The 22,212-nt window shown below is 58.4% G+C and carries 25 protein-coding genes; 6 read left to right on the top strand and 19 right to left on the bottom strand.

The window, feature by feature from the left end; all coding sequences use genetic code 11:
- Window positions 1-328: 328 nt before the first annotated feature.
- Both nrdD and nrdG read left to right on the top strand, forming a co-directional pair.
- Window positions 329-2,467 (top strand): anaerobic ribonucleoside-triphosphate reductase, encoded by a 2,139-nt coding sequence (gene nrdD / locus BHE81_RS25270; protein WP_004186701.1) that lies wholly within the window; start codon window positions 329-331, stop codon window positions 2,465-2,467.
- Between the two features lie 308 nt (window positions 2,468-2,775).
- Entirely contained in the window at window positions 2,776-3,240 is a 465-nt protein-coding gene (gene nrdG, locus BHE81_RS25265) for an anaerobic ribonucleoside-triphosphate reductase-activating protein (protein WP_023302390.1), read from the top strand.
- A 3-nt stretch (window positions 3,241-3,243) separates the two neighbouring features.
- On the opposite strand, the gene BHE81_RS25260 is transcribed toward nrdG, so the two are convergent.
- From BHE81_RS25260 to BHE81_RS25205, 12 genes are all read right to left on the bottom strand, one after another.
- Window positions 3,244-3,528 (bottom strand): type II toxin-antitoxin system RelE family toxin, encoded by a 285-nt coding sequence (locus BHE81_RS25260; protein WP_002886902.1) that lies wholly within the window; start codon window positions 3,526-3,528, stop codon window positions 3,244-3,246.
- Window positions 3,518-3,760: a type II toxin-antitoxin system RelB/DinJ family antitoxin gene (locus BHE81_RS25255; RefSeq protein WP_002886901.1), complete on the bottom strand. Its 243-nt coding sequence runs from the start codon at window positions 3,758-3,760 to the stop codon at window positions 3,518-3,520. The genes BHE81_RS25260 and BHE81_RS25255 overlap by 11 nt, the downstream gene beginning before the upstream one ends.
- A 77-nt stretch (window positions 3,761-3,837) precedes the next feature.
- A complete protein-coding gene (locus BHE81_RS25250; protein ID WP_009486549.1) occupies window positions 3,838-5,748 on the bottom strand; it encodes a BglG family transcription antiterminator in 1,911 nt (636 codons plus the stop codon).
- 22 nt (window positions 5,749-5,770) lie between these two features.
- On the bottom strand, window positions 5,771-6,925 hold the full coding sequence (locus BHE81_RS25245) for a lactonase family protein (RefSeq protein ID WP_023302389.1): 1,155 nt from the start codon (window positions 6,923-6,925) through the stop codon (window positions 5,771-5,773).
- A gap of 66 nt (window positions 6,926-6,991) precedes the next feature.
- Window positions 6,992-7,732, bottom strand: a complete 741-nt coding sequence (gene dagF, locus BHE81_RS25240; protein ID WP_002886899.1) for a 2-dehydro-3-deoxy-phosphogluconate aldolase — start codon at window positions 7,730-7,732, stop codon at window positions 6,992-6,994.
- Complete coding sequence (locus tag BHE81_RS25235; protein WP_023302388.1) at window positions 7,729-8,847, bottom strand: DgaE family pyridoxal phosphate-dependent ammonia lyase; 1,119 nt, start codon at window positions 8,845-8,847, stop codon at window positions 7,729-7,731. Before BHE81_RS25235 ends, dagF begins: the two co-directional genes overlap by 4 nt.
- Entirely contained in the window at window positions 8,831-9,964 is a 1,134-nt protein-coding gene (locus BHE81_RS25230) for an amidohydrolase/deacetylase family metallohydrolase (RefSeq protein ID WP_004152268.1), read from the bottom strand. The genes BHE81_RS25235 and BHE81_RS25230 overlap by 17 nt, the downstream gene beginning before the upstream one ends.
- Window positions 9,957-10,589 (bottom strand): DUF4310 family protein, encoded by a 633-nt coding sequence (locus tag BHE81_RS25225; protein WP_023302387.1) that lies wholly within the window; start codon window positions 10,587-10,589, stop codon window positions 9,957-9,959. Before BHE81_RS25225 ends, BHE81_RS25230 begins: the two co-directional genes overlap by 8 nt.
- A gap of 13 nt (window positions 10,590-10,602) precedes the next feature.
- Window positions 10,603-11,379, bottom strand: coding sequence for a DUF4311 domain-containing protein (locus BHE81_RS25220; protein ID WP_002886897.1), 777 nt, complete (start codon window positions 11,377-11,379; stop codon window positions 10,603-10,605).
- Between the two features lie 21 nt (window positions 11,380-11,400).
- On the bottom strand, window positions 11,401-11,700 hold the full coding sequence (locus BHE81_RS25215; protein ID WP_002886896.1) for a DUF4312 family protein: 300 nt from the start codon (window positions 11,698-11,700) through the stop codon (window positions 11,401-11,403).
- 2 nt (window positions 11,701-11,702) lie between these two features.
- The gene (locus tag BHE81_RS25210; protein ID WP_002886895.1) at window positions 11,703-12,065 is read right to left on the bottom strand and encodes an SFCGS family glycine-rich protein; all 363 of its coding nucleotides are present in this window, start codon (window positions 12,063-12,065) and stop codon (window positions 11,703-11,705) included.
- Between the two features lie 10 nt (window positions 12,066-12,075).
- Window positions 12,076-12,414 (bottom strand): PRD domain-containing protein, encoded by a 339-nt coding sequence (locus tag BHE81_RS25205; protein WP_002886894.1) that lies wholly within the window; start codon window positions 12,412-12,414, stop codon window positions 12,076-12,078.
- 103 nt (window positions 12,415-12,517) lie between these two features.
- Here BHE81_RS25205 and BHE81_RS28405 point away from each other — a divergent pair, with 103 nt between their 5' ends.
- Window positions 12,518-12,649, top strand: a complete 132-nt coding sequence (locus tag BHE81_RS28405) for a hypothetical protein (protein WP_004146765.1) — start codon at window positions 12,518-12,520, stop codon at window positions 12,647-12,649.
- 54 nt (window positions 12,650-12,703) lie between these two features.
- Here BHE81_RS28405 and cybC read toward each other — a convergent pair whose 3' ends face one another.
- Both cybC and pmbA read right to left on the bottom strand, forming a co-directional pair.
- Window positions 12,704-13,090, bottom strand: a complete 387-nt coding sequence (gene cybC / locus BHE81_RS25200; RefSeq protein ID WP_002886893.1) for a cytochrome b562 — start codon at window positions 13,088-13,090, stop codon at window positions 12,704-12,706.
- A 36-nt stretch (window positions 13,091-13,126) separates the two neighbouring features.
- On the bottom strand, window positions 13,127-14,479 hold the full coding sequence (gene pmbA / locus BHE81_RS25195; protein ID WP_004152265.1) for a metalloprotease PmbA: 1,353 nt from the start codon (window positions 14,477-14,479) through the stop codon (window positions 13,127-13,129).
- Window positions 14,480-14,574: 95 nt separating this feature from the next.
- Between pmbA and yjgA the strand changes: the two genes are divergently transcribed.
- A complete protein-coding gene (yjgA, locus tag BHE81_RS25190) occupies window positions 14,575-15,126 on the top strand; it encodes a ribosome biogenesis factor YjgA (protein WP_023288159.1) in 552 nt (183 codons plus the stop codon).
- Between the two features lie 328 nt (window positions 15,127-15,454).
- On the opposite strand, the gene BHE81_RS28400 is transcribed toward yjgA, so the two are convergent.
- Complete coding sequence (locus BHE81_RS28400; RefSeq protein ID WP_032410133.1) at window positions 15,455-15,571, bottom strand: hypothetical protein; 117 nt, start codon at window positions 15,569-15,571, stop codon at window positions 15,455-15,457.
- Window positions 15,572-15,755: 184 nt separating this feature from the next.
- On the opposite strand from BHE81_RS28400, the gene BHE81_RS25185 reads away from it, so the two are divergent.
- Window positions 15,756-16,964 carry an aldose 1-epimerase family protein gene (locus tag BHE81_RS25185; RefSeq protein WP_004894708.1) on the top strand — a complete coding sequence of 403 codons (1,209 nt, stop codon included), beginning with the start codon at window positions 15,756-15,758 and terminating at the stop codon, window positions 16,962-16,964.
- A 43-nt stretch (window positions 16,965-17,007) separates the two neighbouring features.
- Here the strand turns inward: BHE81_RS25185 and BHE81_RS25180 are convergent, their stop codons facing one another.
- Together BHE81_RS25180 and mpl are read right to left on the bottom strand one after the other, a co-directional pair.
- The gene (locus BHE81_RS25180; protein WP_004178368.1) at window positions 17,008-17,535 is read right to left on the bottom strand and encodes a GNAT family N-acetyltransferase; all 528 of its coding nucleotides are present in this window, start codon (window positions 17,533-17,535) and stop codon (window positions 17,008-17,010) included.
- A 68-nt stretch (window positions 17,536-17,603) separates the two neighbouring features.
- On the bottom strand, window positions 17,604-18,977 hold the full coding sequence (gene mpl, locus BHE81_RS25175) for a UDP-N-acetylmuramate:L-alanyl-gamma-D-glutamyl-meso-diaminopimelate ligase (protein ID WP_002886886.1): 1,374 nt from the start codon (window positions 18,975-18,977) through the stop codon (window positions 17,604-17,606).
- A 175-nt stretch (window positions 18,978-19,152) separates the two neighbouring features.
- On the opposite strand from mpl, the gene fbp reads away from it, so the two are divergent.
- Complete coding sequence (gene fbp / locus BHE81_RS25170; protein ID WP_002886827.1) at window positions 19,153-20,151, top strand: class 1 fructose-bisphosphatase; 999 nt, start codon at window positions 19,153-19,155, stop codon at window positions 20,149-20,151.
- A gap of 42 nt (window positions 20,152-20,193) precedes the next feature.
- Here the strand turns inward: fbp and yjfF are convergent, their stop codons facing one another.
- Window positions 20,194-21,192, bottom strand: coding sequence for a galactofuranose ABC transporter, permease protein YjfF (gene yjfF, locus BHE81_RS25165; RefSeq protein ID WP_002886825.1), 999 nt, complete (start codon window positions 21,190-21,192; stop codon window positions 20,194-20,196).
- Window positions 21,179-22,204, bottom strand: coding sequence for a galactofuranose ABC transporter, ATP-binding protein YtfT (ytfT, locus tag BHE81_RS25160; RefSeq protein ID WP_004152011.1), 1,026 nt, complete (start codon window positions 22,202-22,204; stop codon window positions 21,179-21,181). Before ytfT ends, yjfF begins: the two co-directional genes overlap by 14 nt.
- Window positions 22,205-22,212 lie beyond the last annotated feature (8 nt).

The following is a 22,212-nucleotide window of genomic DNA, read 5'->3' as shown; positions in this document are numbered from 1 at the left end:
CTCGATTTTTGCTTATATTTTAAGCGCCTAAATTTACATTTATCGCCAGCGCCCATCATCCGTACTCTCACCTTTTTACCTTGTTCTGGGTCAATAAAATCGCAAACATCTTTGATGCAAATCACTACATATAGAACTTAAAATGCGCCTCGGCCCAACATGTTGTATTAATCGTCTATTATGTCACCATATCTTGTCGATGTCTGGCGGTGATGAGATGTGGATAAAACGGGCCGGATCCGAAGGTAAACAGCACGAGCCGTAGCGTGCAGCGCCTTCGGGATAACCTCCGCCTCTGTGGATAACCTGTTCTATATATGGAGTGATCATGACACCGCATGTGATGAAACGTGATGGCTGTAAAGTGCCGTTCAACTCAGAGCGCATTCAGGAAGCAATTCTGCGTGCAGCTAAAGCAGCGGGAGTCGATGACGCAGACTATTGCGCCACCGTCGCAGAAGTCGTTAGCCAACAAATGCAGGGCCGCGCCCAGGTCGACATCAACGAGATCCAGACCGCGGTGGAAAACCAGCTGATGTCCGGCCCCTATAAGCAGCTGGCGCGCGCCTACATTGAGTATCGCCATGACCGCGATAGCCAGCGAGAGAAGCGCGGCCGTCTCAATCAGGAGATCCGCGGCCTCGTCGAGCAGACCAACTCCGCGCTGCTCAACGAGAACGCCAACAAGGACAGTAAAGTCATCCCGACCCAGCGCGACCTGCTGGCCGGGATCGTCGCCAAGCACTACGCCCGGCAGCACCTGCTGCCCCACGATGTGGTGATGGCCCACGAGCGCGGCATGATCCACTATCATGACCTCGATTACTCGCCCTTCTTCCCGATGTTCAACTGCATGCTGATCGACCTGAAAGGCATGCTGACCCAGGGCTTTAAGATGGGCAACGCGGAGATCGAGCCGCCGAAGTCTATCTCTACCGCCACCGCGGTGACGGCGCAGATCATCGCCCAGGTCGCCAGCCATATTTACGGCGGCACCACCATCAACCGCATCGATGAAGTGCTGGCGCCGTTCGTCAGCGAAAGCTTCAAAAAGCATCGCAAAATCGCCGAAGAGTGGCAGATCCCGGATGCCGAAGGCTATGCCCGCGCCCGTACCGAAAAAGAGTGCTACGACGCCTTCCAGTCGCTGGAGTATGAGGTTAACACACTGCATACCGCCAACGGCCAGACGCCGTTCGTCACCTTCGGATTCGGCCTTGGCACCAGCTGGGAATCGCGGCTGATCCAGCAGTCGATTCTGCGCAACCGCATTGCCGGCCTCGGTAAAAATCGCAAAACCGCGGTGTTCCCGAAACTGGTGTTCGCGATCCGCGACGGCCTGAACCATAAGTTCGGTGACCCGAACTACGACATCAAACAGCTGGCGCTGGAGTGCGCCAGCAAGCGCATGTACCCGGATATCCTCAACTACGATCAGGTGGTGAAAGTCACCGGGTCGTTTAAAACGCCGATGGGCTGCCGCAGCTTCCTCGGGGTATGGGAAAACGAGAACGGCGAGCAGGTGCATGATGGACGCAATAACCTCGGCGTGATCAGTCTCAACCTGCCGCGCATCGCCCTGGAAGCGAAAGGCGATGAAGCCGCCTTCTGGGCGCTGCTGGACGAGCGCCTGCAGCTGGCGCGCAAAGCGCTGATGACCCGTATCGCCCGCCTGGAAGGAGTGAAGGCTCGCGTGGCGCCGATCCTGTATATGGAAGGCGCCTGCGGCGTGCGGCTGAAAGCCGACGACGACGTCTCCGAGATCTTCAAAAACGGCCGCGCGTCCATTTCTCTGGGCTATATCGGTATCCATGAAACCATCAATGCGCTGTACGGCAACCAGCATATGTACGACAGCGAGGCGCTGCGTGAGAAAGGCGTGGCCATCGTCCAGCGCCTGCGCGACGCTGTCGATTTGTGGAAGGAAGAAACCGGCTACGGCTTTAGCCTGTACAGCACGCCGAGCGAAAACCTGTGCGATCGCTTCTGCCGTCTCGACACCGCCGAGTTTGGCGTGGTGGAAGGGGTAACCGACAAAGGTTACTACACCAACAGCTTCCACCTCGACGTGGAGAAGAAGGTCAACCCGTACGACAAGATCGATTTCGAAGCGCCGTACCCGCCGCTGGCCAATGGGGGGTTCATTTGCTACGGCGAATATCCGAATATCCAGCATAACCTCAAGGCGCTGGAAGACGTGTGGGATTACAGCTATCAGCACGTGCCGTACTACGGGACCAATACGCCGATCGATGAGTGCTACGAGTGCGGTTTTACCGGCGAGTTCGAGTGCACCAGCAAGGGCTTTACCTGCCCGAAATGCGGTAACCACGACGCCGCCCGCGTTTCCGTTACCCGCCGGGTGTGCGGTTATCTCGGCAGCCCGGACGCGCGGCCGTTCAACGCCGGCAAGCAGGAAGAGGTGAAGCGCCGCGTGAAGCACTTGGGCAATGGGCAGATTGGTTAATTCCAGCTGGTTTAGCCCCTCACTCTCTCCCCAACGGGGAGAAGGGACCGGCCCCGTAGCCGTTTGGCCACTAAGGAGCCGTTACCGGATAGCGGCGCGCAGCGCCTTATCCGGGCTACCACTACCACTGTTGTAGCTCGGCCGAGCGCAGCGACGCCAGGAAATGGCCGCACTCCTTCGTTTTCGCAAAGCAATTAGCGTCAGAGCAAGGCGGCAAACGAGGGAATCCCCGGGAGCGTACATTCAGTACGTGACTGGGGTGAGCGAGCGCAGCCAACGCGGCTATGGCGTTAATTGAGAAGCGAAAAATGAATTACCATCAGTACTACCCGGTAGATATTGTCAACGGCCCCGGCACCCGCTGCACCCTGTTTGTCTCCGGCTGCGTCCACGAGTGCCCCGGCTGCTACAACAAAAGCACCTGGCGGGTGAACTCCGGTATGCCGTTTACCGCTGAGATGGCCGACCGTATCATCGCCGACCTCAACGACACCCGCATCAAACGCCAGGGGCTTTCGCTCTCCGGCGGCGATCCGCTGCATCCGCAGAACGTCGCGGAGATCATCAAACTGGTTCAGCGCGTGCGCGCCGAATGCCCCGGCAAAGATATCTGGGTCTGGACCGGCTATAAACTTGATGAGCTGGATGAGGCGCAAATGCAGGTGGTGAACCTGATTAACGTGCTGGTTGACGGTAAGTTTGTGCAGGATTTGAAAGATCCGGCGCTGATCTGGCGCGGCAGCAGCAACCAGGTCGTACATCATTTGCGATAGCGTTTAGAGCCGTTTATTCGCCTGATGATAAACGGCCGCTTTCTCTCTTTTGCCAATGGCAATAACGTAAACCACCACCACACTATCTCGTACTTGATACACCAACCGATAACCTGACGCCTTAAGCTTGATTTTGTAGCAATCCGGTAAATCGCTCAGCCTGGCCGACTCAATTCGCGGATTCTGCACAATCTGCTGGAGCTTATTTTTGAACTGTTTTTTGACCGTCTCGCCAGGCTTCTGCCATTCGCGCCAGGCTCGTGGATCAAACTCCAGTTCATAGGTCATCCAGACTCACCTTAACCCCCGGCCGTGGGTTTTCCAGCCGTTCGCGAACGGTGCGTAATAACGCCGCTTCGCCATCACTGATGGTCATACTTTTCACCGGCATGCGGCCATTTTCCGCAATGTATTGAAACAGCAGGCGTACCGCCTCCGTTGGTGTCATATCGAGTTTCTCCAGCACGGCATAAGCCTCTTTTTTGAGTTTATCGTCCAGTCGAACATTGAGCGTGGCCATTATGCCTCCGGAAAGGGGAATTTTGTAATGCAGTATAGCATTACATTTGTATTACACTCGAATCTGGAAAACGCCTCTCAAAACCGGCTGACGCACTCCATCGCCACCGTTTTAAACTCATCGAAGCTGCGGGTCGCGGCGAGGCGACTCATGGCGCGCTCGCGCAGGAAAGTCACGAAAATATCGTAGATCGCCATCGCCTCTTCATACTCGCGCTTGCTGATAGCGAGCAGGAAGATGAGATGGGCGGTTTCGTCGCCCCAGGCGATGCCCTGCGGGGCGATAACGGTATAAACCACCGTCTTTTTCGCCAGCAGCCCCAGGGAGTGCGGCAGCGCAATGCCATCCCCCAGCATGGTGCTGACAATCGCTTCACGTTCCACTACCGAAGCATGAAACTCGGCATCGACAAAGCCTTCCTCCAGCAGCTGCTGGCACAGCTCGGCGAACAGCGTTTGCTGATCCATCGGCTTATCGACCACCCGGAAGTGGGCGGCATCGAAGTACTTATTCAGCATCCACGGACGGGTACGGTCCACCAGCACCAGCTTGCCGATTTGATCCAGCTGATAGTCGGTGGGGAACGGCGCGATGGTCACCACCGGCTTGTCTTTTTCGCCGATCCGCACCGTTGAGATAACGAAATCCGCCTCGATCGCGTCCCGCTGTTCGTACTCGCGCTGGGAGATGGTAGCGGCGATCTCCAGCTGCGGATATTTACGCTGCAGGATCGCCTCGATCATCCGTACCATCGCATTGCTGGTATCGCACACCAGCAGCACCTGCGGCTGACGCTGGTAGCCGATGTTGTAGTGGCGCTCCAGCCCAACGCCGATATGTAGCACCAGAAAGCCGATTTCGTTTTCGCTGATGGTGTACGGAGTATATTTCCCCCAACTGGAGACCGCGGCCAGGGTCATATCCCAGGCCATCGGGTAGTGCTGTTTGATGTTATCCAGCAGCGGATTGGGGATCATGATCTGGTAGCGCACCCGGGTGATCATGGTTTTAATGTGGGTCAGCAGATCGGCATGCAGCTGGGCGTCGTCCAGCAGGTTGTAATTATACTGGCTGTTAATGTAGCGCAGGATGTAATTGACCAGCGCTTCATCATCGTCGGCGCTGATAGTTTCCGGATCGACATCCTGCACCTGACGGGCCGCGATATGCACGCATAGCCACTCTTCTTCGGCGGGCGATAAAGGTTTCCCGGCCAACCGCTGCAGCTCGCCCGTCAGCTCGCGCGCGGCGTCGCGGACGTTCTGCGCCACATCTTCAGCGCTGAATTCGGCCAGCGGGTAGCCTTCGCTGACGCGGCGCACCACCACCGCGCCATACAGGCAGACAAAGCGCTCGCCGGCGTCGGTGAGGCGAATATGATGCCGCGTGAGCGTCTCCTGAAGCACCGGCTCCAGCAGCGCTGGCACCTCCGCCGCAAAGGCCTCGGCGCCGATCGGCGGCGCGATATCGCCTTGCTGGGTCAGCTCCCACAGCAGGTCGGTCAGGCAGGCGCGAATTGACACCTCGCTGCCGAACAGCTTCATGCCGTGGCGCGGACGGGTTTCAAGAGTCAGCTGATAGCGCTGGAAGCGCTCGCGCACCTCAACCATGTCATTTTGCAACGTGGCGCGGCTGACGAACCACTCATCCGCCAGGTCTTCCAGCTTGATGGAGAACGCCGAGGTCAGGAAACGCACCAGCAGAAACGTGATGCGATCCTGGGCGGTACGCGGCACGTGCTGCGCCTTCGGCGCGGTCTCCTCCAGCGCCTGGAAACTCGTCGGATTATCTATCTTCAGCTGATAACCGCTGCCGCGGTTAAGGATAAACTGCGCGCCATACTGCGCCAGCAGCGTATTCAGGGCGGTAATATCGGCGCGCACGGTACGGGTGGAAACCGACAGGCGTTGCGCCAGCTCATCCTGCGGCAGCGTTTCATTCCGCAGCAGGGTGAAGAGTTGCGCTAAGCGTTGGTTGGGAAATCGCATGTCAGTTCCTTGTAATTACGGCTCAGGGTTGGGCGGATATCACCATCTGCGATGGGCTACCGACCGGCGTATAGTCGGAGGCAAAGGTTAATTTGCCATCCTTCGGCGCCACGCTGAAGCGGGTAATATTATCGCTACGCTGGTTCATGACGTACAGCCACTGCCCCTGATTATCCAGCGTCAGGGTGCGGGGATAATCGCCACGCGTCCAGATATCTTCCTGGTGACTCAGGCTGCCGTCGGCCAGCACCGTGAAGTGGGCAATGCTGTTATGCAGGCGGTTGGCGACGTATAGCTGTTTGCCATCGTTGCTCAACACAAGTCCGGCGGCAAAGCTGGTGCCTTTATACCCTTCCGGCAGCGCGGAGACAGTTTTGCCTTCACGCAGCAGGCCGCTTTGCTTATCCAGATGATAGAAGGTCAGCGTCGACGCTTCCTCATTAATCAGCCACAGGCCGTCGCCCTGTGGCGTAAAGACGAAGTGGCGCGGGCCGGCTCCCGGCGACGAGGCGGCGATAAACGGCGGATCGTTCGGCGCTAGCTTGCCGCTGGCGCTATCCAGCCGATACTGATAGATCCGATCCAGCCCGAGATCGGTGGAGTAAACAAACTTCCCACTGGGATCCGCGGCGATCATATGGGCGTGAGGGCCATTGTGATCGCTGATGGCGAAGCTGCCCTCGACGGCCGCCGCCGGGCGTTCGGCGCCTGCCGGGCCTTCATCCTGATGCCTGTCCACCGCCTCAGCCAGGCTACCATCTTCTTGCACCGGTAGCACGGCGATACTGCCGCTGACATAGTTAGCCACCAGCAGATGCTTACCGTCCGGCGTCAGGGAGAGATACACCGGCCCGGCGCCGCCGGAGGCGACCTGGCTGAGCGCGGTCAGCTCGCCGTTCTTTTCAATGCGCCACGCCTGCACCACGCCTTTTTCGACCTCACTGGCGGCATAAAGCGTTTTGCCATCGCGCGACACGGTTAACTGCGCGACGTTCGGCAACGAGCTCACCAGCGTCTTATCGCGCAGGGCGCCAGTTTTGGCATCGACGGTAAAGCGATACAGACCTTCGCCATTGGGGTTATAGGTGCCTACCCAGGCATAGTGGGTTTGCGCGGCGCCCGCGGCGGCGGCAAACAGGGACAGTGAAGCGACAAGCAGATGACGAGCGACAGGCATAGCAACTCCTTGATGGTTCAGTGGGATAAGCTGCCCCTCACCCTTTGAGGGTGAGGGGCAAGGGCACTACTTCACTAACTGTTTGGTCATCTCCAGCAGCTGGCGAACATCGGCCGGGCGGGTGTTACCGCTGGCTTTATCGATAATCGAGCTGTAAATATGCGGGATGATTTTGCTCACCCCGGCATCGAGGGCGATTTTCAGGATCTCGCTGTAGTTTTCCAGATCGATACCGCCGGTCGGCTCGAGCCAGAAATCGTGCGCGGCGCAGGCTTTGGCGACGGCTTCAAACTCGGCGCGGTGCTTCAGGCCGCCCATCGGGAAGTATTTGATGGAGCTGCCGCCCATGTCTTTCAGCAGCGCGATGGCGGTTTCCAGCGGCACAATGCCATCCGCCGCGCCGCTGCTCAGCGGGCCGGTGGAGATCTTCACCATTCCCGGCGTACCGGTGGGAGAGACCAGGCCGTTGACCACCGTCTCGTTCTGCCCGAGCAGCGCGCGGCTGGTAGCCACGCCGGTGAAGACCTGGTTGACGTGCTGCGGCTGCACCTGGCGAGAAATCTCGCTCACCATCGCCGACTGGTTTGGATCGCCTGCCCCCAGCCCGACGGAGAGCGCATTATCGATCAGCTTCGCGTAGTCGCGCATATCGGCCACCGCGCTGGCGACGTCCGGATAGTTTTTGGAGAGCACGCCGACCAGGACGTGACCTTCCGCCGCGTCGTAAATTTCACGGGCGTTGTCTTTGCTGCCCGCCAGGACGTTCAGGCACACGCGGTCACGGTAAAAGTTTGGGGTCAGTTTCATGCTTGTTTCTCCTTATTCAGAACTTCTGCGATGCGGCGAGCGACCACCTCCAGCTGCTGGGCGTTTACGCTGCGGACATCGGCTTCGATAATGCCTTCATTCGCTTTATAGCCGCGGAAGTAGATGGCGTATTCGCCCTGCTTCAGCGCGTTAACCAGATCGCCGGTCTTCACGCCGGTCGTGACTTCATCAAATTTAATTTCGGCGCGGGCGATATCGCGGCCCGCGCTGTCCCACACCACCCGCGCGGTCACGCCGTTAAGCGCGTTGAGCTGTTCGATAAACGGCGTCATCTTCGCCACCATCTGCTCGCCGCTCTCTTTGCTCGCCGTCAGGTAGTGTTCAATGGCGCAGGTCAGGCCGAGAATGCCCTCTTTACCCACTTTCATCGCCCGGCCAATCCCCATCGACTGGCGCTTAACCCACTCGACGTACTGCGTTTTGCCGATCACCAGCCCGCTGGTCGGCCCTTCAATCGCTTTCGCGCCGCTGTAGATAACCAGGTCGGCGCCCATGCGGTAGTAGCACTGCAGATCTTCTTCCGCCGCCGCATCGACGATCAGCGGTACGTTATGCTGGCGCGCCACTTCCGCGGCCTGCGCGACGTTGAGCATGCTTTTCTGCACGCAGTGGTGGGATTTGATGTACAGAATCGCCGCGGTGCGCGGAGTGATCGCCGCCGCCAGCTGTTGGGCAGAACATTCGTTGGCGTAGCCCGCTTCCACCAGCTTACCGCCGCCCAACGCCACCATGGTGCCAACCGGCGCGCCGAAGTTGACGTTGTGGCCCTTCGGCAACACGATTTCGTTATTCTCAATCGGCGTAACGTGCAGGTTCTCCAGCAGCCAGTCGCTGTCTTTCACCAGCACCGCCGCTACCGACTGGGCAATCCCCGCCGACGCGCAGGAGACAACGGTCGCCCCTTCCACATCCAACAGTTTGGCGATGTACTCGCCGGTTTTATTCACCAGGTCTTTCATTTCAAAGTACTGGTTCATACCTGCCATCGCGGCTTCAACCACTTCCGGGCGCGGCGTGGAAACGCCCAGCGCCGTCATGCGGCCAGAAGTATTAATCACCTGTTTTAAATGGTATTTCTCAAAAATCGAAGGCATGTTCCGCGCTCCCTTGTTCGGTCAGATAGCCTTTGCCCGCGCGGATCGCGGCCAGCGGCACCAGAATGTTGTCAGCCTGCAGGCTCTCTTTTTCAGCATCCACCAGCAGCGTGGGCCGGTGCTCCAGGCGAAATAGCGTTAAATCGGCGTCGAAGCCCACTTCCAGCCGCCCTTTACGCGACAGGCGCAGCCCTTCGGCGGCGCTGACGGTCACGCAGTCAATCACCTGCGGCAGCGTCATGCCGATGGCGAGGAATTTCGACATCACCAGCGCCAGCGAGCGCACCGGGCCGTCGATCCGGTTACGGCAGTAAATATCGGAGCTAATGGTGTGCGGCAGAATGCCCAGCGCAATCGCCCGCCGCGCCACCTCAAAGCTGAAGCTGGCGGTGCCATGGCCGACATCGAGACGCACGCCGCGCTGCAGAGCGCGAGTAATAGAGCTGCGCAGCTCGCCGGCAGGATTCAGAATGCGGTTCGGCTTGCCGTTATAGCAGTGGGTAATGATGTCGCCGCTGCTCAGCAGATCGGCGATTTCATCGAGGTTCGGCGGGTTATTGCCGATGTGCACCATCAGCGGCAGATCGTCGTTTTCCTGCTGAATGGCCTTGGCGCGCGCTAGCGGCGTAATGCCGTTTTCGCCCACCACGCTGCTGCTCATCCGCGCCTTCAGGCCGACGATAAAGTCGGGATGACGCTGCACCGCCTGCTTCACCGCGGCGGCGTCGATATTGGCCATATTGGCCAGCTCATTCTGCGCAATCAGCCCGACGCGGGAGATGTTGAGCAGCGCATAAACTTCCGTCGCCGCTTTACGGGTCAGTTGATAGAAGTCATCGACGTCGTCGGCGCCGGTGCTGCCGGCATCGATCACGGTGGTGACGCCGGTGGCGATGCCGACGCTATCCGGCTCATCGTGATAAATCGGTGAATTCGGGTAGCAGTGAACGTGAGAGTCAATCCAGCCAGCGCTGACGTAAACCTTGCCGTTCAGCTCAATGGTTTTACGGGAGGGCGCGCTAATCTCGCCCAGCGCCGCGATTTTCCCGTCCTGAATGGCGATATCAGTCAGGGTATCGTCGACGAGGCGCGCGCGGCGCAGGAGTAAATCAAACATAGCTATCTCCTGATGAAAAGAGTGTACGGATGGCGCCGCCGGTGATCGGTTTCTGCCAGATGTAGAACAGCAGTGCGCCAACCAGCGAGCCAATCCCGATAGGAATCGAGGCGGTCATTGCGCTGAGGATGATCAAGGGACCAAGGAAGCGGCCGGAGGCGTTACCGGCCCCCATCATCACGTCGGCGCCGTAGGTGGAATCGCTCTGGTTGATGGTGAACTTACGCGCCAGAATGATGATATAGCCCACCGCCAGGCCGAGGACCAGACCGGTGACCAGCGACGCGGCGAAGTTCGCCACCGGGAAGACAAAGCCCGCGCCGAGCAGCAGCGCCGGCACGCCAAGACCGATACCGGTCTGTATCGCGCCGCCGATATCGAGGATCCCTACCAGCGACCCTTCGATGATGCGGGCGAAAAGGAAGCTGGCGCCAAACGCCGCCACCGCGCCGTAAACGCCGGTATCAATCCCCGACTTCAGCATCGCCACGAAGGCCACTTCGTTAAAGGCGCCGATGCCGTACAGGTAGTACATGTGGGTCCCGGCGAAGACGCCGGAGGAGAGCAGGCCAACAAAGATCGGGAACGACCAGTCGGCATACCAAAAACCTTTATTCTGTTCCATTATCCGGCTCCCGTTACTTGCCGCTGAGTGAGTTGTGGATCATGTCCAGCCAGTTCGGCACGGTCAGATGGAAGGATTCGATCATCTTCATGTCGAAGCCACGGAAGAAGCCGCTGAGGACAAACAGCGCGACGATGGCCACCATCATCACTTTAGTCACCCGGTTCCAGCCGCTCTCTTCGACGCCTTTACCGATCAGGATCCCCAGCACCAGACCCGGTACGGCGTTACCCATAATCAGCTGCGCGGCGCCGCCGAAAATCGTCGCCCAGAAGCCTGATTTTTTACCGGCATCGATCGCCGCCAGCCAGAAGATCACCGGCATCACGGTGTTTACCAGCAGGTTTGCCGCCGGCACCAGTACCTTAACGGCGGTCACCTGCAGCGCTTCCGGTACGGACGAGGCGGTCAGGTTGAGGAAGGCGACGACAATCATGCCGATGATGCCGCAGGAGATGGCCATTTTTTTCGGATCGTGCAGCGTTTCGCCGACGTTACGATTTTTCAGCATCAGCGCCGCCGCGCCCCAGTTGGGTATAATGCGGTGGTCAACATCCTGGGTGAAGGAGCCTGCTGCAACGGAAGAGGCCCAGGCGTTAAAGAAGAAGCCAAGGCCAAAGGAGAAGTGGGAGGCCGGATCGCCCTCACAGGAATTCAGCTCGCCCAGGGTTCGAAACGCCCCCATCCCCTGCGTGGTGGGGGCATGAAACATGCGTGCCGCTCCGGCGCCCACGCCGACGCCGACCAGGCCGCCGATGATAAGCGATTTTATTAAAATTATCAGGAACATAGTCAGACCTTTTGCTAACAATCAGGTTTGCGTGACGAAATCCACTTTATCGAGATCGATGGCGGTCACGTTGACGGTGACGTCCAGCTCCACGCTGTAGGTCCGTCGTTCACGGCGCAAAAAGAAGAACAGAAACGCCTCTTTTCGTACCGCTTCGCGCGCATGAACAACCGTCACGTCCTGTGGCTCAATACGCAGTAGGATGCGCGAGGATGATTTCATCACCGCAGCCTGCACATGGTTCAGGGCATCGGCGAAGGCCCGTGATTTGCTTTCGCCTTTGCCGGCAACCCTCACCGTGGTGGTGAATTGCTCTTTCATACTTATGCGCCGTATTTCTTTTTCCAGGCTTCGACCAGCCGCTCGCCCAGCTCTTCTTTATCCATAAAGCCGAAGCCCAGCACGTTGCAGCCTTCGTTGATAGCGGTGACGCCCTCATCAATAGAGCGCATACCGTATTTTGCTTTGTAGCCGTATTTGGTCTGGGCGGTGATGGCGCCGGCGCCGCCGCTGCCGCAGAAGGAGATGCCGAAGGTGGCGTTTTCCGCTTTCATTATGTCGCCAAGCTTCATGTCGGCCGCAACGCCAGGGACGACCACAGCACGTGCGCCCGCTTTTTCAGCGCCTGCGGCGACTTTTTGGCCTTTACCCAGACGGTCGCCAATGACTACGGTGATTTGTTCCATGTTTTGCTCCTTACAGGTTATCTTTCGCGACTTCGAAGTGGACGGAGAGCAGCCAGGCCTCTTCATCAGGCAGGTTGCCGAACTGTGCGACCACTTCGCGGGCCAGCATCATTGAATCTTCAGAAATTTCTTCGAACAGACTGGCATCCACTTCCGGTAGCGGTTCGCCGCTGATTGACCGGTGGGCCATGGCCCGCACGTGGGAAGTCAGCATTTGCTCCTGAACGTCGTTAGGGACGATGTCGTGACGGCTTAACAGGGCGAATACCTGCTGTAACATCTTGTCAGCCAGGCGTTCGGTCTGCGCCGCCTGCTCCCCTACGTCGTTTATTACCGCTCCGTTATTCACTTGTGTTACCCCGCTGATGTCTCTGGAAATCAAGGTAGCGCCGGGGGTCAGGAGTTTGTAGCGAGTTGTTTTCCACTTCGAAGTGGAAAGGGAGGCGGCAGGGGTGATCGACCCCACATATTCACAGGGAAAAGGTAAAAACGACGGCTATGGCGTGAGATGCATCACAACAATGAGCATGGACAAGGCGCCCGCGGCAGCGGAAAGGCCGGAAAAAGAGAGTGGAAAAATGTGATATCGGTAGGCTTTCAGGTGGGAGGCATCGGCTGATGCCTCCCGAAAAGAACGGTTAGCGGTACTTCTTATGATAGGTGTTGCGGGTGGTTTTAAACTCCTCCGCGGCGGCCTGCGCCTCTTTCACCTTGCCTTCGTTCGCCAGCTTCAGCGCACCGTCGATCTGGCCGATCAGAATATCCAGACCGTGACGGTAATCTTTCATCTCAGCGCTGTCGGCCGCTTTGCCTTCCAGCTTCGGCGGGGTCTCTTTCTGAGCATCGACCGCGGCGGTACGCATCTTATTCAGCGCCGCTTTCAGCTCGCCGGCGTCGGAGGTCTTCTGTACCACTTGCAGGTTTTCTGCCAGAGTGTCCATGTCTTCGCCCAGGTCGGCGAAGGCCGACGCTGAACCGAGCGCAAAAGCAGAGACAGCCAGCATCGCTAACAGTTTTTTACGCATTGCTCACTTCCTTTTTATTATTTAAGCAAACAGGTGTTATTGCCCGGCGATTTTCATCTCCGGCAGCAGCACAGAACCGCACTGAATGTTGCTGCGCGTTTCAATATCATCGCCAATGGTCACGATATTACGCCACATTTCTTTCAGATTTCCTGCAATGGTGATCTCACTGACAGGATATTGAATTTCGCCGTTTTCTACCCAGAAGCCGGATGCGCCGCGTGAGTAGTCGCCGGTGACGCCACTGACACCCTGCCCCATCAGTTCGGTAACCACAAGACCGGTGCCCATCTCTTTAAGCATCTTTGCAAAACTCAGGCCGCGGCCGTTAATGCGCCAGTTGTGGATGCCCCCGGCGTGGCCGGTGCTTTTCATCCCCAGTTTGCGCGCTGAGTAATTGGTCAGCAGCCACTGGGTCAGCACGCCGTCTTTGACGATATCGCGACGTTCGGTGCGCACGCCTTCGCTGTCGAACGGCGTGGAGGCCAGCCCTTTCAGCAGGTGCGGATGCTCTTCAATGGTCAGCCACTCCGGCAAAATTTGTTTGCCCAGCGAATCGAGCAGGAAGGTCGATTTACGGTAGACCGCGCCGCCGGCAATCGCTCCGACCAGGTGGCCAAACAACCCGGTCGCCACTTCGTTGGCGAAAATGACCGGCGCCTTCATGGTCGACAGCTTACGCGGCGCCAGGCGCGACAGGGTGCGGCGGGCGCACTCTTCCCCGACCCATTCCGGGGACTGCAGATCCTCGATTGCCCGGCCAATGGTGTAGGCGTAGTCGCGCTCCATATCGCCGTCATCTTCCGCAATGACGCAGCTGGAGAGGGAATGGCGAGTCGAGCAGTAACTTTGCAGCATGCCGTGACTGTTACCGAACACTTTGATGCCGTAGTGGCTGTTAAAGCTGCCGCCTTCGGTGTTGGTGATGCGTTTATCGGCCTTCAGGGCCGCTTGCTCCGCGCGGGCGGCCAGTTCGATGGCGTCGTCCGGAGAGACCTCCGCCGGGTGGAACAGGTCCAGATCCGGGGCGTCAAAGGCCAGCAGATCTTTATCGGCTACGCCGGCAAACGGGTCCGGGGAGGTATAGCGAGCGATATCCAGCGCCGCCTGCACGGTGCGGGCGATAGCGTCCGGGCTAAGATCGGTGGAGGAGGCACTGCCCTTGCGGTTCTGATGGTAAACCGTGATGCCTAATGCCCCATCGCTGTTGAATTCTACATTCTCCACTTCGCCATAGCGGGTGCTGACGCCGATGCCCGTGGTTTTGCTGACGGAAACTTCCGCACCGTCAGATTTACCTGCCGCCAGTTCCAGTGCCGTGGTAACGGCTTCTTCCAGCGTCTTACGCTGCTGTGCAACTTGAGAGATGACTTTCATTGCTAATGCCATAATGTAAGAAGGAGTTAACTGAAGTCTAACAGAGAACCGTTTTTCAGTGCGCGCCTTAACTGGTAACATTAGCCTCTTTTTTTAAGGAGCCTGAGATGACAAAGCAGCCCGAAGACTGGCTCGACGACGTGCCCGGTGATAACGTTGAAGATGAAGATGATGAAATCATCTGGGTCAGTAAGAGTGAAATTAAGCGCGACGCGGAAGAACTGAAGCGTCTTGGCGCGGAACTCGTTGACCTGGGGAAAAACGCGCTGGATAAAATTCCGTTGGATACCGACCTGCGCGACGCCATCGAACTCGCCCAGCGAATCAAAAAAGAGGGTCGCCGCCGCCAGCTGCAGCTTATCGGTAAGATGCTGCGCAACCGCGATGTCGATCCGATTCGTCAGGCGCTGGACAAGCTGAAAAACCGTCACAACCAGCAGGTTGCGCTGTTCCACAAGCTGGAGCAGATCCGCGATCGACTGATTGACGACGGGGATGACGCCGTCGCTGAAGTGCTGAACCTGTGGCCAGAGGCTGACCGTCAGCAGCTGCGTTCGCTGATCCGCAATGCGAAGAAAGAGAAAGAAGGCAACAAACCGCCGAAATCGGCGCGCCTGATCTTCCAGTATCTGCGTGAACTGGCGGAAAACGAAGGCTAAGTCCCCCTGTTTTTGCCCGCAATAGTCTCCCGGATGGCGGCGCGCTGCGCCTTATCCGGGCTACGGTTCCCTATATCAAACGGTTACTCAACACCGTAGGCCCGCGCAAGCGCAGCGCCGCCGGGCAAGCTGTACCGGACCCCGTTCCCGTCATTGTGCCGGATGGCGGCTACGCCTTATCCGGCCTACAGAGCCCTGTATATCAAACGGTTACTCACACCGTAGGCCCGCGCAAGCGCAGCGCCGCCGGGCAAGCTGTACCAGACTCCGTTCCCGTCGTTGTGCCGGATGGCGGCTACGCCTTATCCGGCCTACCGTCACCCTAGCTCTAAGGCTTGCGCCAGCAGGGGGATTCCCGTCGCATCGCCTGAGTCCCCTCATCCGCACAACGACGCGTTTGTTTATAGCCTGACTTATCAAGCTGAATCGTTAAATCTGAAAACAATATAGATCACATATCCTGGTGATAAATACGTATTACTTAGCAAAATAATACGGCTTCCATCCCATTTAGCCTTAGCAAATCGGCCATTTTCTCACCAGGTGAGGCGCTTCACATTTTAATCACCCCCATGCCGGTAGATTTCACACGTCAATGACACAATCGATTCAGCAAAAAGGGAATAAAAATGAAAAAGACATTGGTTCTGACGACGATCGCCCTGCTGGTTTCCGGCTCGGCCGTGGCAAAAACATGGGTGCTGACGAACGCTGAAGAGGGGATGGATAAAGGAAACTGGCAGATCAACAGCGATCAGCTGAAGGTGAAAGACCATGCGTTCAGCATTGAGCAAAAAGTCCTGCACGGCGGTAAGCAGGAAGGCAGCAAAATCCTCACCATTCATAGTAAAGACGGCCTGACCATTACCTTGAGCCCGACACGCGGCATGAACTTACTGCGTATTGAGGGTTTCGGCAGCCGGATGGGCTGGGATTCGCCGGTTAAAGAGGTCGTCAACCCGGCGTTTATCAACCTGGAAAGCCGCAATGGCCTCGGCTGGCTGGAAGGATTCAACGAGATGATGGTCCGCTGCGGCTATGAATGGACCGGCCATCCGGTGACCGCGGACGGGCAAATTTATACCCTACACGGCAAGGCGGGCAACACGCCGGCCTCTCTGGTGGAGGTGGAGGTGGCCGACAGCGCGCCGTATGAAATCCGCATCCGCGGGCTGGTGAAAGAGAGCACCTTTAAAAAAGCCGATCTGCAGACCCTGACCGAACTGCGCTACGTCCCGGGCAGCAACAGCTTCAGCCTGCATGATGTCTTAACCAACCATGCCGACTATCCGCATGATTATCAGATCATCTACCACAGCAACTTCGGCACCCCGATCCTCGAAGAAGGCGCACGTTTCCTCGCCCCGATGTCCAGCATCAGCCCGTTCAATGATTACGCGAAGAGCGGGTTAAAAACCTGGCAAACTTATCAGGGACCGACCAAAGATTTTGACGAGATGGTATTTAATATTCAGCCCCTGGCCGATGAAAATCACCAGACCCTGGCCGCGGTGGTCAACAAAGCGGGCGATAAAGGGGCCTCTATTCAATTTGATACCCGTCAGCTGCCGGTCCTGACACTGTGGAAAAACACCGATACCGTCAAGCAGGGCTACGTCACCGGTATCGAGCCGGGGACCAGCTACGCCTATCCAGTCACCATTGAACGCGAACAAAAACGCGTGAAGCAGCTGCAGCCGGGCGCCAGCGCGCAGTTTGATCTAACCTACACCCTGCTGCACGACAGCGCCCAGGTAGCCGCCGTTGAGCAGAAAATCGCTAAGATTCAGGGCGATAACAAAGTCGCGGAGAACGAGACGCCGATCGCCAAAGAGTAACAGCGCCGCCAGTCGAATGCCCGGAGCGGTACGCCGAGCCGGGCTACTCCCGCCCCATCACCTCGTGCCCGAGATCCCGGGCAAACTGCTGATACTGCCGCTCACCGATCGGCTGCGGGTAGCTCAGCACCAGCAGCTCATGATCCGCAATGCCCTGATGATAGCTCGGGTGATGATGCGCCCAGGGATTAGCATGGAACCCCATCGACTGATAAAAGCGCAGCCGTTTATGGGCGATGGCCGTGGTTAGCGGATCGATTTCCAGAATGGTCAGCGGGGCGCGCGTCAGGATCTGCGCCAGCAGCTGTTTACCATAGCCGCGGGAGCGCAGCGTGTCGTCGATCGCCAGATGTTCGATATAACCGTAGCCGGCAAACTGCCAGCAGCCGCTGAGGCCGACAAAGACGCCTTCATCGAACCATGCTTCCAGCGCGTAGCGCGGGTGGCTCAGCGCCTGACGTTTGGCCTCGCTTTCGCGCTGCTCGTGCCACGGAAAGGCGCGCGCGTAAAGCGCGTCCAGCATGGCGAAATGGGGCGAGTCGGTAGAACGTACGCTTTCGCAGGTCAGCATCACACAATTCCTGGTAGCTAAAATAAAACTGCCCTCACGCGGAGGGCAGTTACCGGAGGCGTACGCGCTTATTCAGCCGCGGCCGCTTTTTGCGCCAGCTTATCCAGCAGCTTCTGATGAATACCGCCGAAGCCGCCGTTGCTCATCACCAGGATATGGTCGCCCGGGTGGGCGGTTTTGACCACCATCTCCGCCAGGGTATCGACGTCGGCGCTCCAGTGGGCCGGCTGGACGCAGGCTTCCGCCACTTCCGCCACCTGCCACGGAATATGCTGCGGCTGCAGGAGGAACACTTCATCGGCGCGGCCGAGAGACGGCGCCAGATCGTCCTTGCAGACGCCCATTTTCATGGTGTTAGAGCGCGGCTCCAGCACGGCGAGAATGCGCGCGGTACCGCCTACTTTACCGCGCAGCGCCTGCAGCGTGGCGAGGATTGCCGTCGGATGATGGGCGAAATCGTCATACACGGTGACGCCGTTGGCTTCGCCCCGCAGCTCCAGGCGACGGCGGGCGTTGATAAAGCTGCCCAGCGCGTTCGCGGCATCCGCCGGCAGCACGCCGACGTGACGCGCCGCGGCAATCGCCATCAGGCCGTTATGCATATTATGCTCGCCGACCAGCGCCCACTTCACTTCGCCGACCTTTTCGCCGTCGAGTAAGACTTCCCACTGCGAGGCGTCGGCGTTCAGTTTTTTCGCCTGCCAGTGGCCCTGCTCGCCCACCAGCTCCTGCTCGCTCCAGCAGCCCATCGCCATCACCTGCTTCAGGTTGATGTCGTTCTCCGGCAGGATAATTTTGCCTTTGCCCGGCACGATGCGCACCAGATGGTGGAACTGTTTCTGAATCGCCTTCAGGTCATCAAAGATGTCCGCGTGGTCGAACTCAAGGTTGTTGAGGATCAGCGTCCGCGGGCAGTAGTGAACAAACTTGGAGCGCTTGTCGAAGAAGGCGCAGTCATATTCGTCGGCTTCAATGACGAAGAACGGGCTGTCGCCCAGGCGCGCGGAGACGTCGAAATTGCCCGGAACGCCGCCAATCACGAACCCCGGTTTATAGCCGCAGGCTTCAAGGATCCAGGTTGCCATGCCGGCAGTGGTGGTTTTGCCGTGGGTCCCGGCGACGGCCAGCACCCAGCGATCGCGCAGCACGAAGTCGTGTAGCCACTGCGGGCCGGACATATAGGGAATATTATTTTCCAGCACCGCTTCAACGCACGGGTTGCCGCGAGTCATGGCGTTACCGATGATCACCAGGTCCGGCCGGGGCTCCAGCTGGCTGGGGTCATAGCCCTGAATTAAATCAATCCCCTGGTTTTCCAGCAGGGTGCTCATCGGCGGATAGACGTTAGCATCCGACCCCGTTACCTCATGACCGAGGGAGCGCGCCAGCATGGCCAGCCCCCCCATAAACGTGCCACAGATTCCTAAAATATGAATGCGCATTCGTCATTTCCTTTTCTTATCCGGGGCACATTTTACCCATATCCCGGGCCCTGGCGAAATGCATTTCAGGCGAATCTGTATTTTGCTGGCGCGATTCACCTGTGCGCACTTTTTTGATTCTTTGTTAAGATTGTTGCGTTCGTTTTACTCAACATAAAAATGCAGGGAACGAGTTATGAAAACGTTAGGTGAGTTTATTGTTGAAAAGCAGCACGAGTTCTCCCACGCCACCGGTGAGCTGACTGCTTTGTTGTCAGCAATAAAGTTGGGCGCCAAGATCATCCACCGCGATATCAACAAGGCCGGTCTGGTCGATATCCTGGGTGCCAGCGGTGCTGAAAACGTTCAGGGCGAGGTTCAGCAAAAACTCGATCTGTTCGCTAATGAAAAATTAAAAGCCGCACTGCGAGCACGCGATATTGTTGCCGGGATCGCCTCTGAAGAAGAAGATGAGATTGTCGTCTTCGAAGGGTGTGAACACGCCAAATACGTGGTGCTGATGGACCCTCTGGATGGCTCCTCTAACATCGACGTTAACGTCTCTGTCGGTACGATCTTCTCTATCTATCGCCGCGTGACGCCTGTCGGCACGCCGGTGACAGAAGAAGACTTCCTGCAGCCGGGCAACAAGCAGGTGGCCGCGGGCTATGTGGTCTACGGATCGTCGACGATGCTGGTGTATACCACCGGATGCGGCGTTCATGCCTTCACCTACGACCCGTCCCTTGGCGTTTTCTGTCTATGCCAGGAGCGCATGCGCTTCCCGGAGAAGGGCAATACCTACTCCATCAACGAAGGCAACTACATCAAATTCCCGCAGGGCGTGAAGAAGTACATTAAGTACTGTCAGGAAGAGGACAAAGCGACTCAGCGTCCTTATACCTCACGCTATATCGGCTCGCTGGTGGCGGACTTCCACCGCAACCTGCTGAAAGGCGGCATCTATCTCTATCCGAGCACCGCCAGCCACCCGGAAGGCAAGCTGCGCCTGCTGTATGAATGCAACCCGATGGCCTTCCTCGCCGAACAGGCGGGCGGTAAGGCCAGCGACGGTAAAGAGCGTATTCTGGATATTATCCCGGAAAGCCTGCATCAGCGTCGCTCCTTCTTCGTCGGCAACAACCACATGGTAGAAGACGTCGAGAACTTTATTAAAGCGTTCCCGGACGCCTAAGCGCCCTGCCCGCTCCTCTCGCGCCTGCGGGAGGAGCATTTCTTAGCGACTCCCCGCCCCGCTCACCCGCGTCACCGCCGCATTTTGCCGATTTTCCCACAGCACGGTCAGACCACGCTGCAGCGCGATAAAGATAAACAGCAAAATGCCGATGGCGATTTTCGTCCACCATGAGCTGAGGGTGCCGTCGAAGTTGATGTAGGTCTGAATCAGCCCCTGGATCGCCACCCCGAACAGCGTTCCCAGCACGGTACCGACGCCACCGCTTAGCAGCGTACCGCCGATCACCACCGAGGCAATCGCATCCAGCTCGACGCCGACGCCCGCCAGCGCATAGCCCGCCTGGGTATAAATGGAAAAGACGATCCCGGCCAGCGTCGCCAGTCCGGTGGAGAGCATATAGATACGGATCGTGGCGCTGCGAGTCGAAATCCCCATCAGATTCGCCGACGTGGCGTTGCCGCCGATGGCATACACCTGGTTGCCAAAGCGGGTGCGATGGGCGACAAAAATACCGGCCACCACCACCAGCAGCATCAGCAGTCCCATGGCGCTGAGACGACCGCCGCCGGGAATGGTCCATGCCAGCCCGGACAGGGTGTCGTACACTGGGTGGTTAATCGGAATCGACTCCTCTGACACCAGATAGCTCACGCCGCGCAGGAAGAACATGCCGGCGAGGGTGATGATAAAGGCCGGGATCTTCAGGGCGTCAATCAGCAGCCCCATAAACGCGCCGAAGGCGCAGCCCATCACCAGCACCAGCGGAAAGGCCACCAGCGGCGAAATTCCCCAAAAGCCAATCGCTTTGGCGAGGAAGACGCCGGTAAAGGCGATCACCGACCCCACCGACAGATCGATCCCGCCGGAGAGGATCACGAAGGTCATGCCCACGGCGATGATCCCGAGGAAGGCATTATCCGTCAGGATATTGCAGATCACCCGCGTTGAGGCAAAACCGGGGAACTGGGTCAGGCAGTAGAGGTAGCCCAGCACAAACACCGCAAGGGTGATCATCAATGGTAAATTACGTTTTATCATGGCCGCGTACCCCTTTCAGTAAACCGATAAAGCGCGGCGACTGGACAATCAGTACGCACAGCACCACCACCGCTTTCACCACCTGGTTGAGCTCCGGCGGGAAGCCGGAGAGCAAAATCCCGGTGTTCATTCCCTGGATAATCAGCGCCCCCACCACCGAGAGCAGCAGGTTAAAGCGCCCGCCCATCAGCGAGGCGCCGCCGATGACCACCGCCAGAATGGCGTCCAGCTCAAGCCATAGCCCGGCGTTATTGGCATCCGCGCCGCGGATGTCCGCCGCCACGATGATCCCGGCGATCGCCGCGCAGACGCCGCTCAGGACATAGGCCAGCATCACCACGATGCGGGTATTGACGCCGGCGTTTTTCGCCGCGCGGATGTTGATCCCTACCGCCTCAATAAACATGCCCAGCGCCGTTTTACGGGTAAATAGCCAGAACAGCAGCAGCGTAGCGGCGGCGACGATCACCGGCGTCGGAAACAGCAGAAACGATCCGCTGCCGAGCCACGCCAGGGCCGGGGAATCAAAGGTGACGATCTGCCCGGCGGTGATCAACTGCGCCACCCCGCGCCCGGCCACCATCAGGATCAGCGTCGCCACAAAGGGCTGGATCTTAAGGACCGCCACGAGGATGCCGTTCCACAATCCGGCCAGCGCGCCCGCGGCCAGCGCGGCCAACAGCACCACCGGCAGGCTGTGCCCGGCGACGGTCATCGAGGCGGCCGTCGCGCCGGCAATCGCCATCACCGCCCCTACCGACAGGTCGATGCCGCCGGTGGCGATCACCAGCGTCATGCCAATCGCCAGCAGCGCCACCGGCGCGGCGCGGTTGAGAATATCGATCGGGCTGCCAAACAGGCGGCCATCCTGGAGCACCACCTGATAAAAATGGGGCGCCACCAGGCTGTCTACCAGCAGAACCAGCAGCAGGGCAATAATCTGCGGGGTGCCCTTCGGCCAGGTGAAGCGTCGCTTCTCCGGGCCGGTTTGCGAAAGAGATCGAGGCATCATGGGTTACT

This window comes from Klebsiella sp. AqSCr (assembly GCF_008452795.1).
In the GTDB taxonomy this organism is placed as follows: Bacteria; Pseudomonadota; Gammaproteobacteria; order Enterobacterales; family Enterobacteriaceae; genus Klebsiella; species Klebsiella pneumoniae.
Note: the sequence above shows the minus strand (reverse complement) of the source record. Positions and strands in the feature narration are given on the sequence as shown.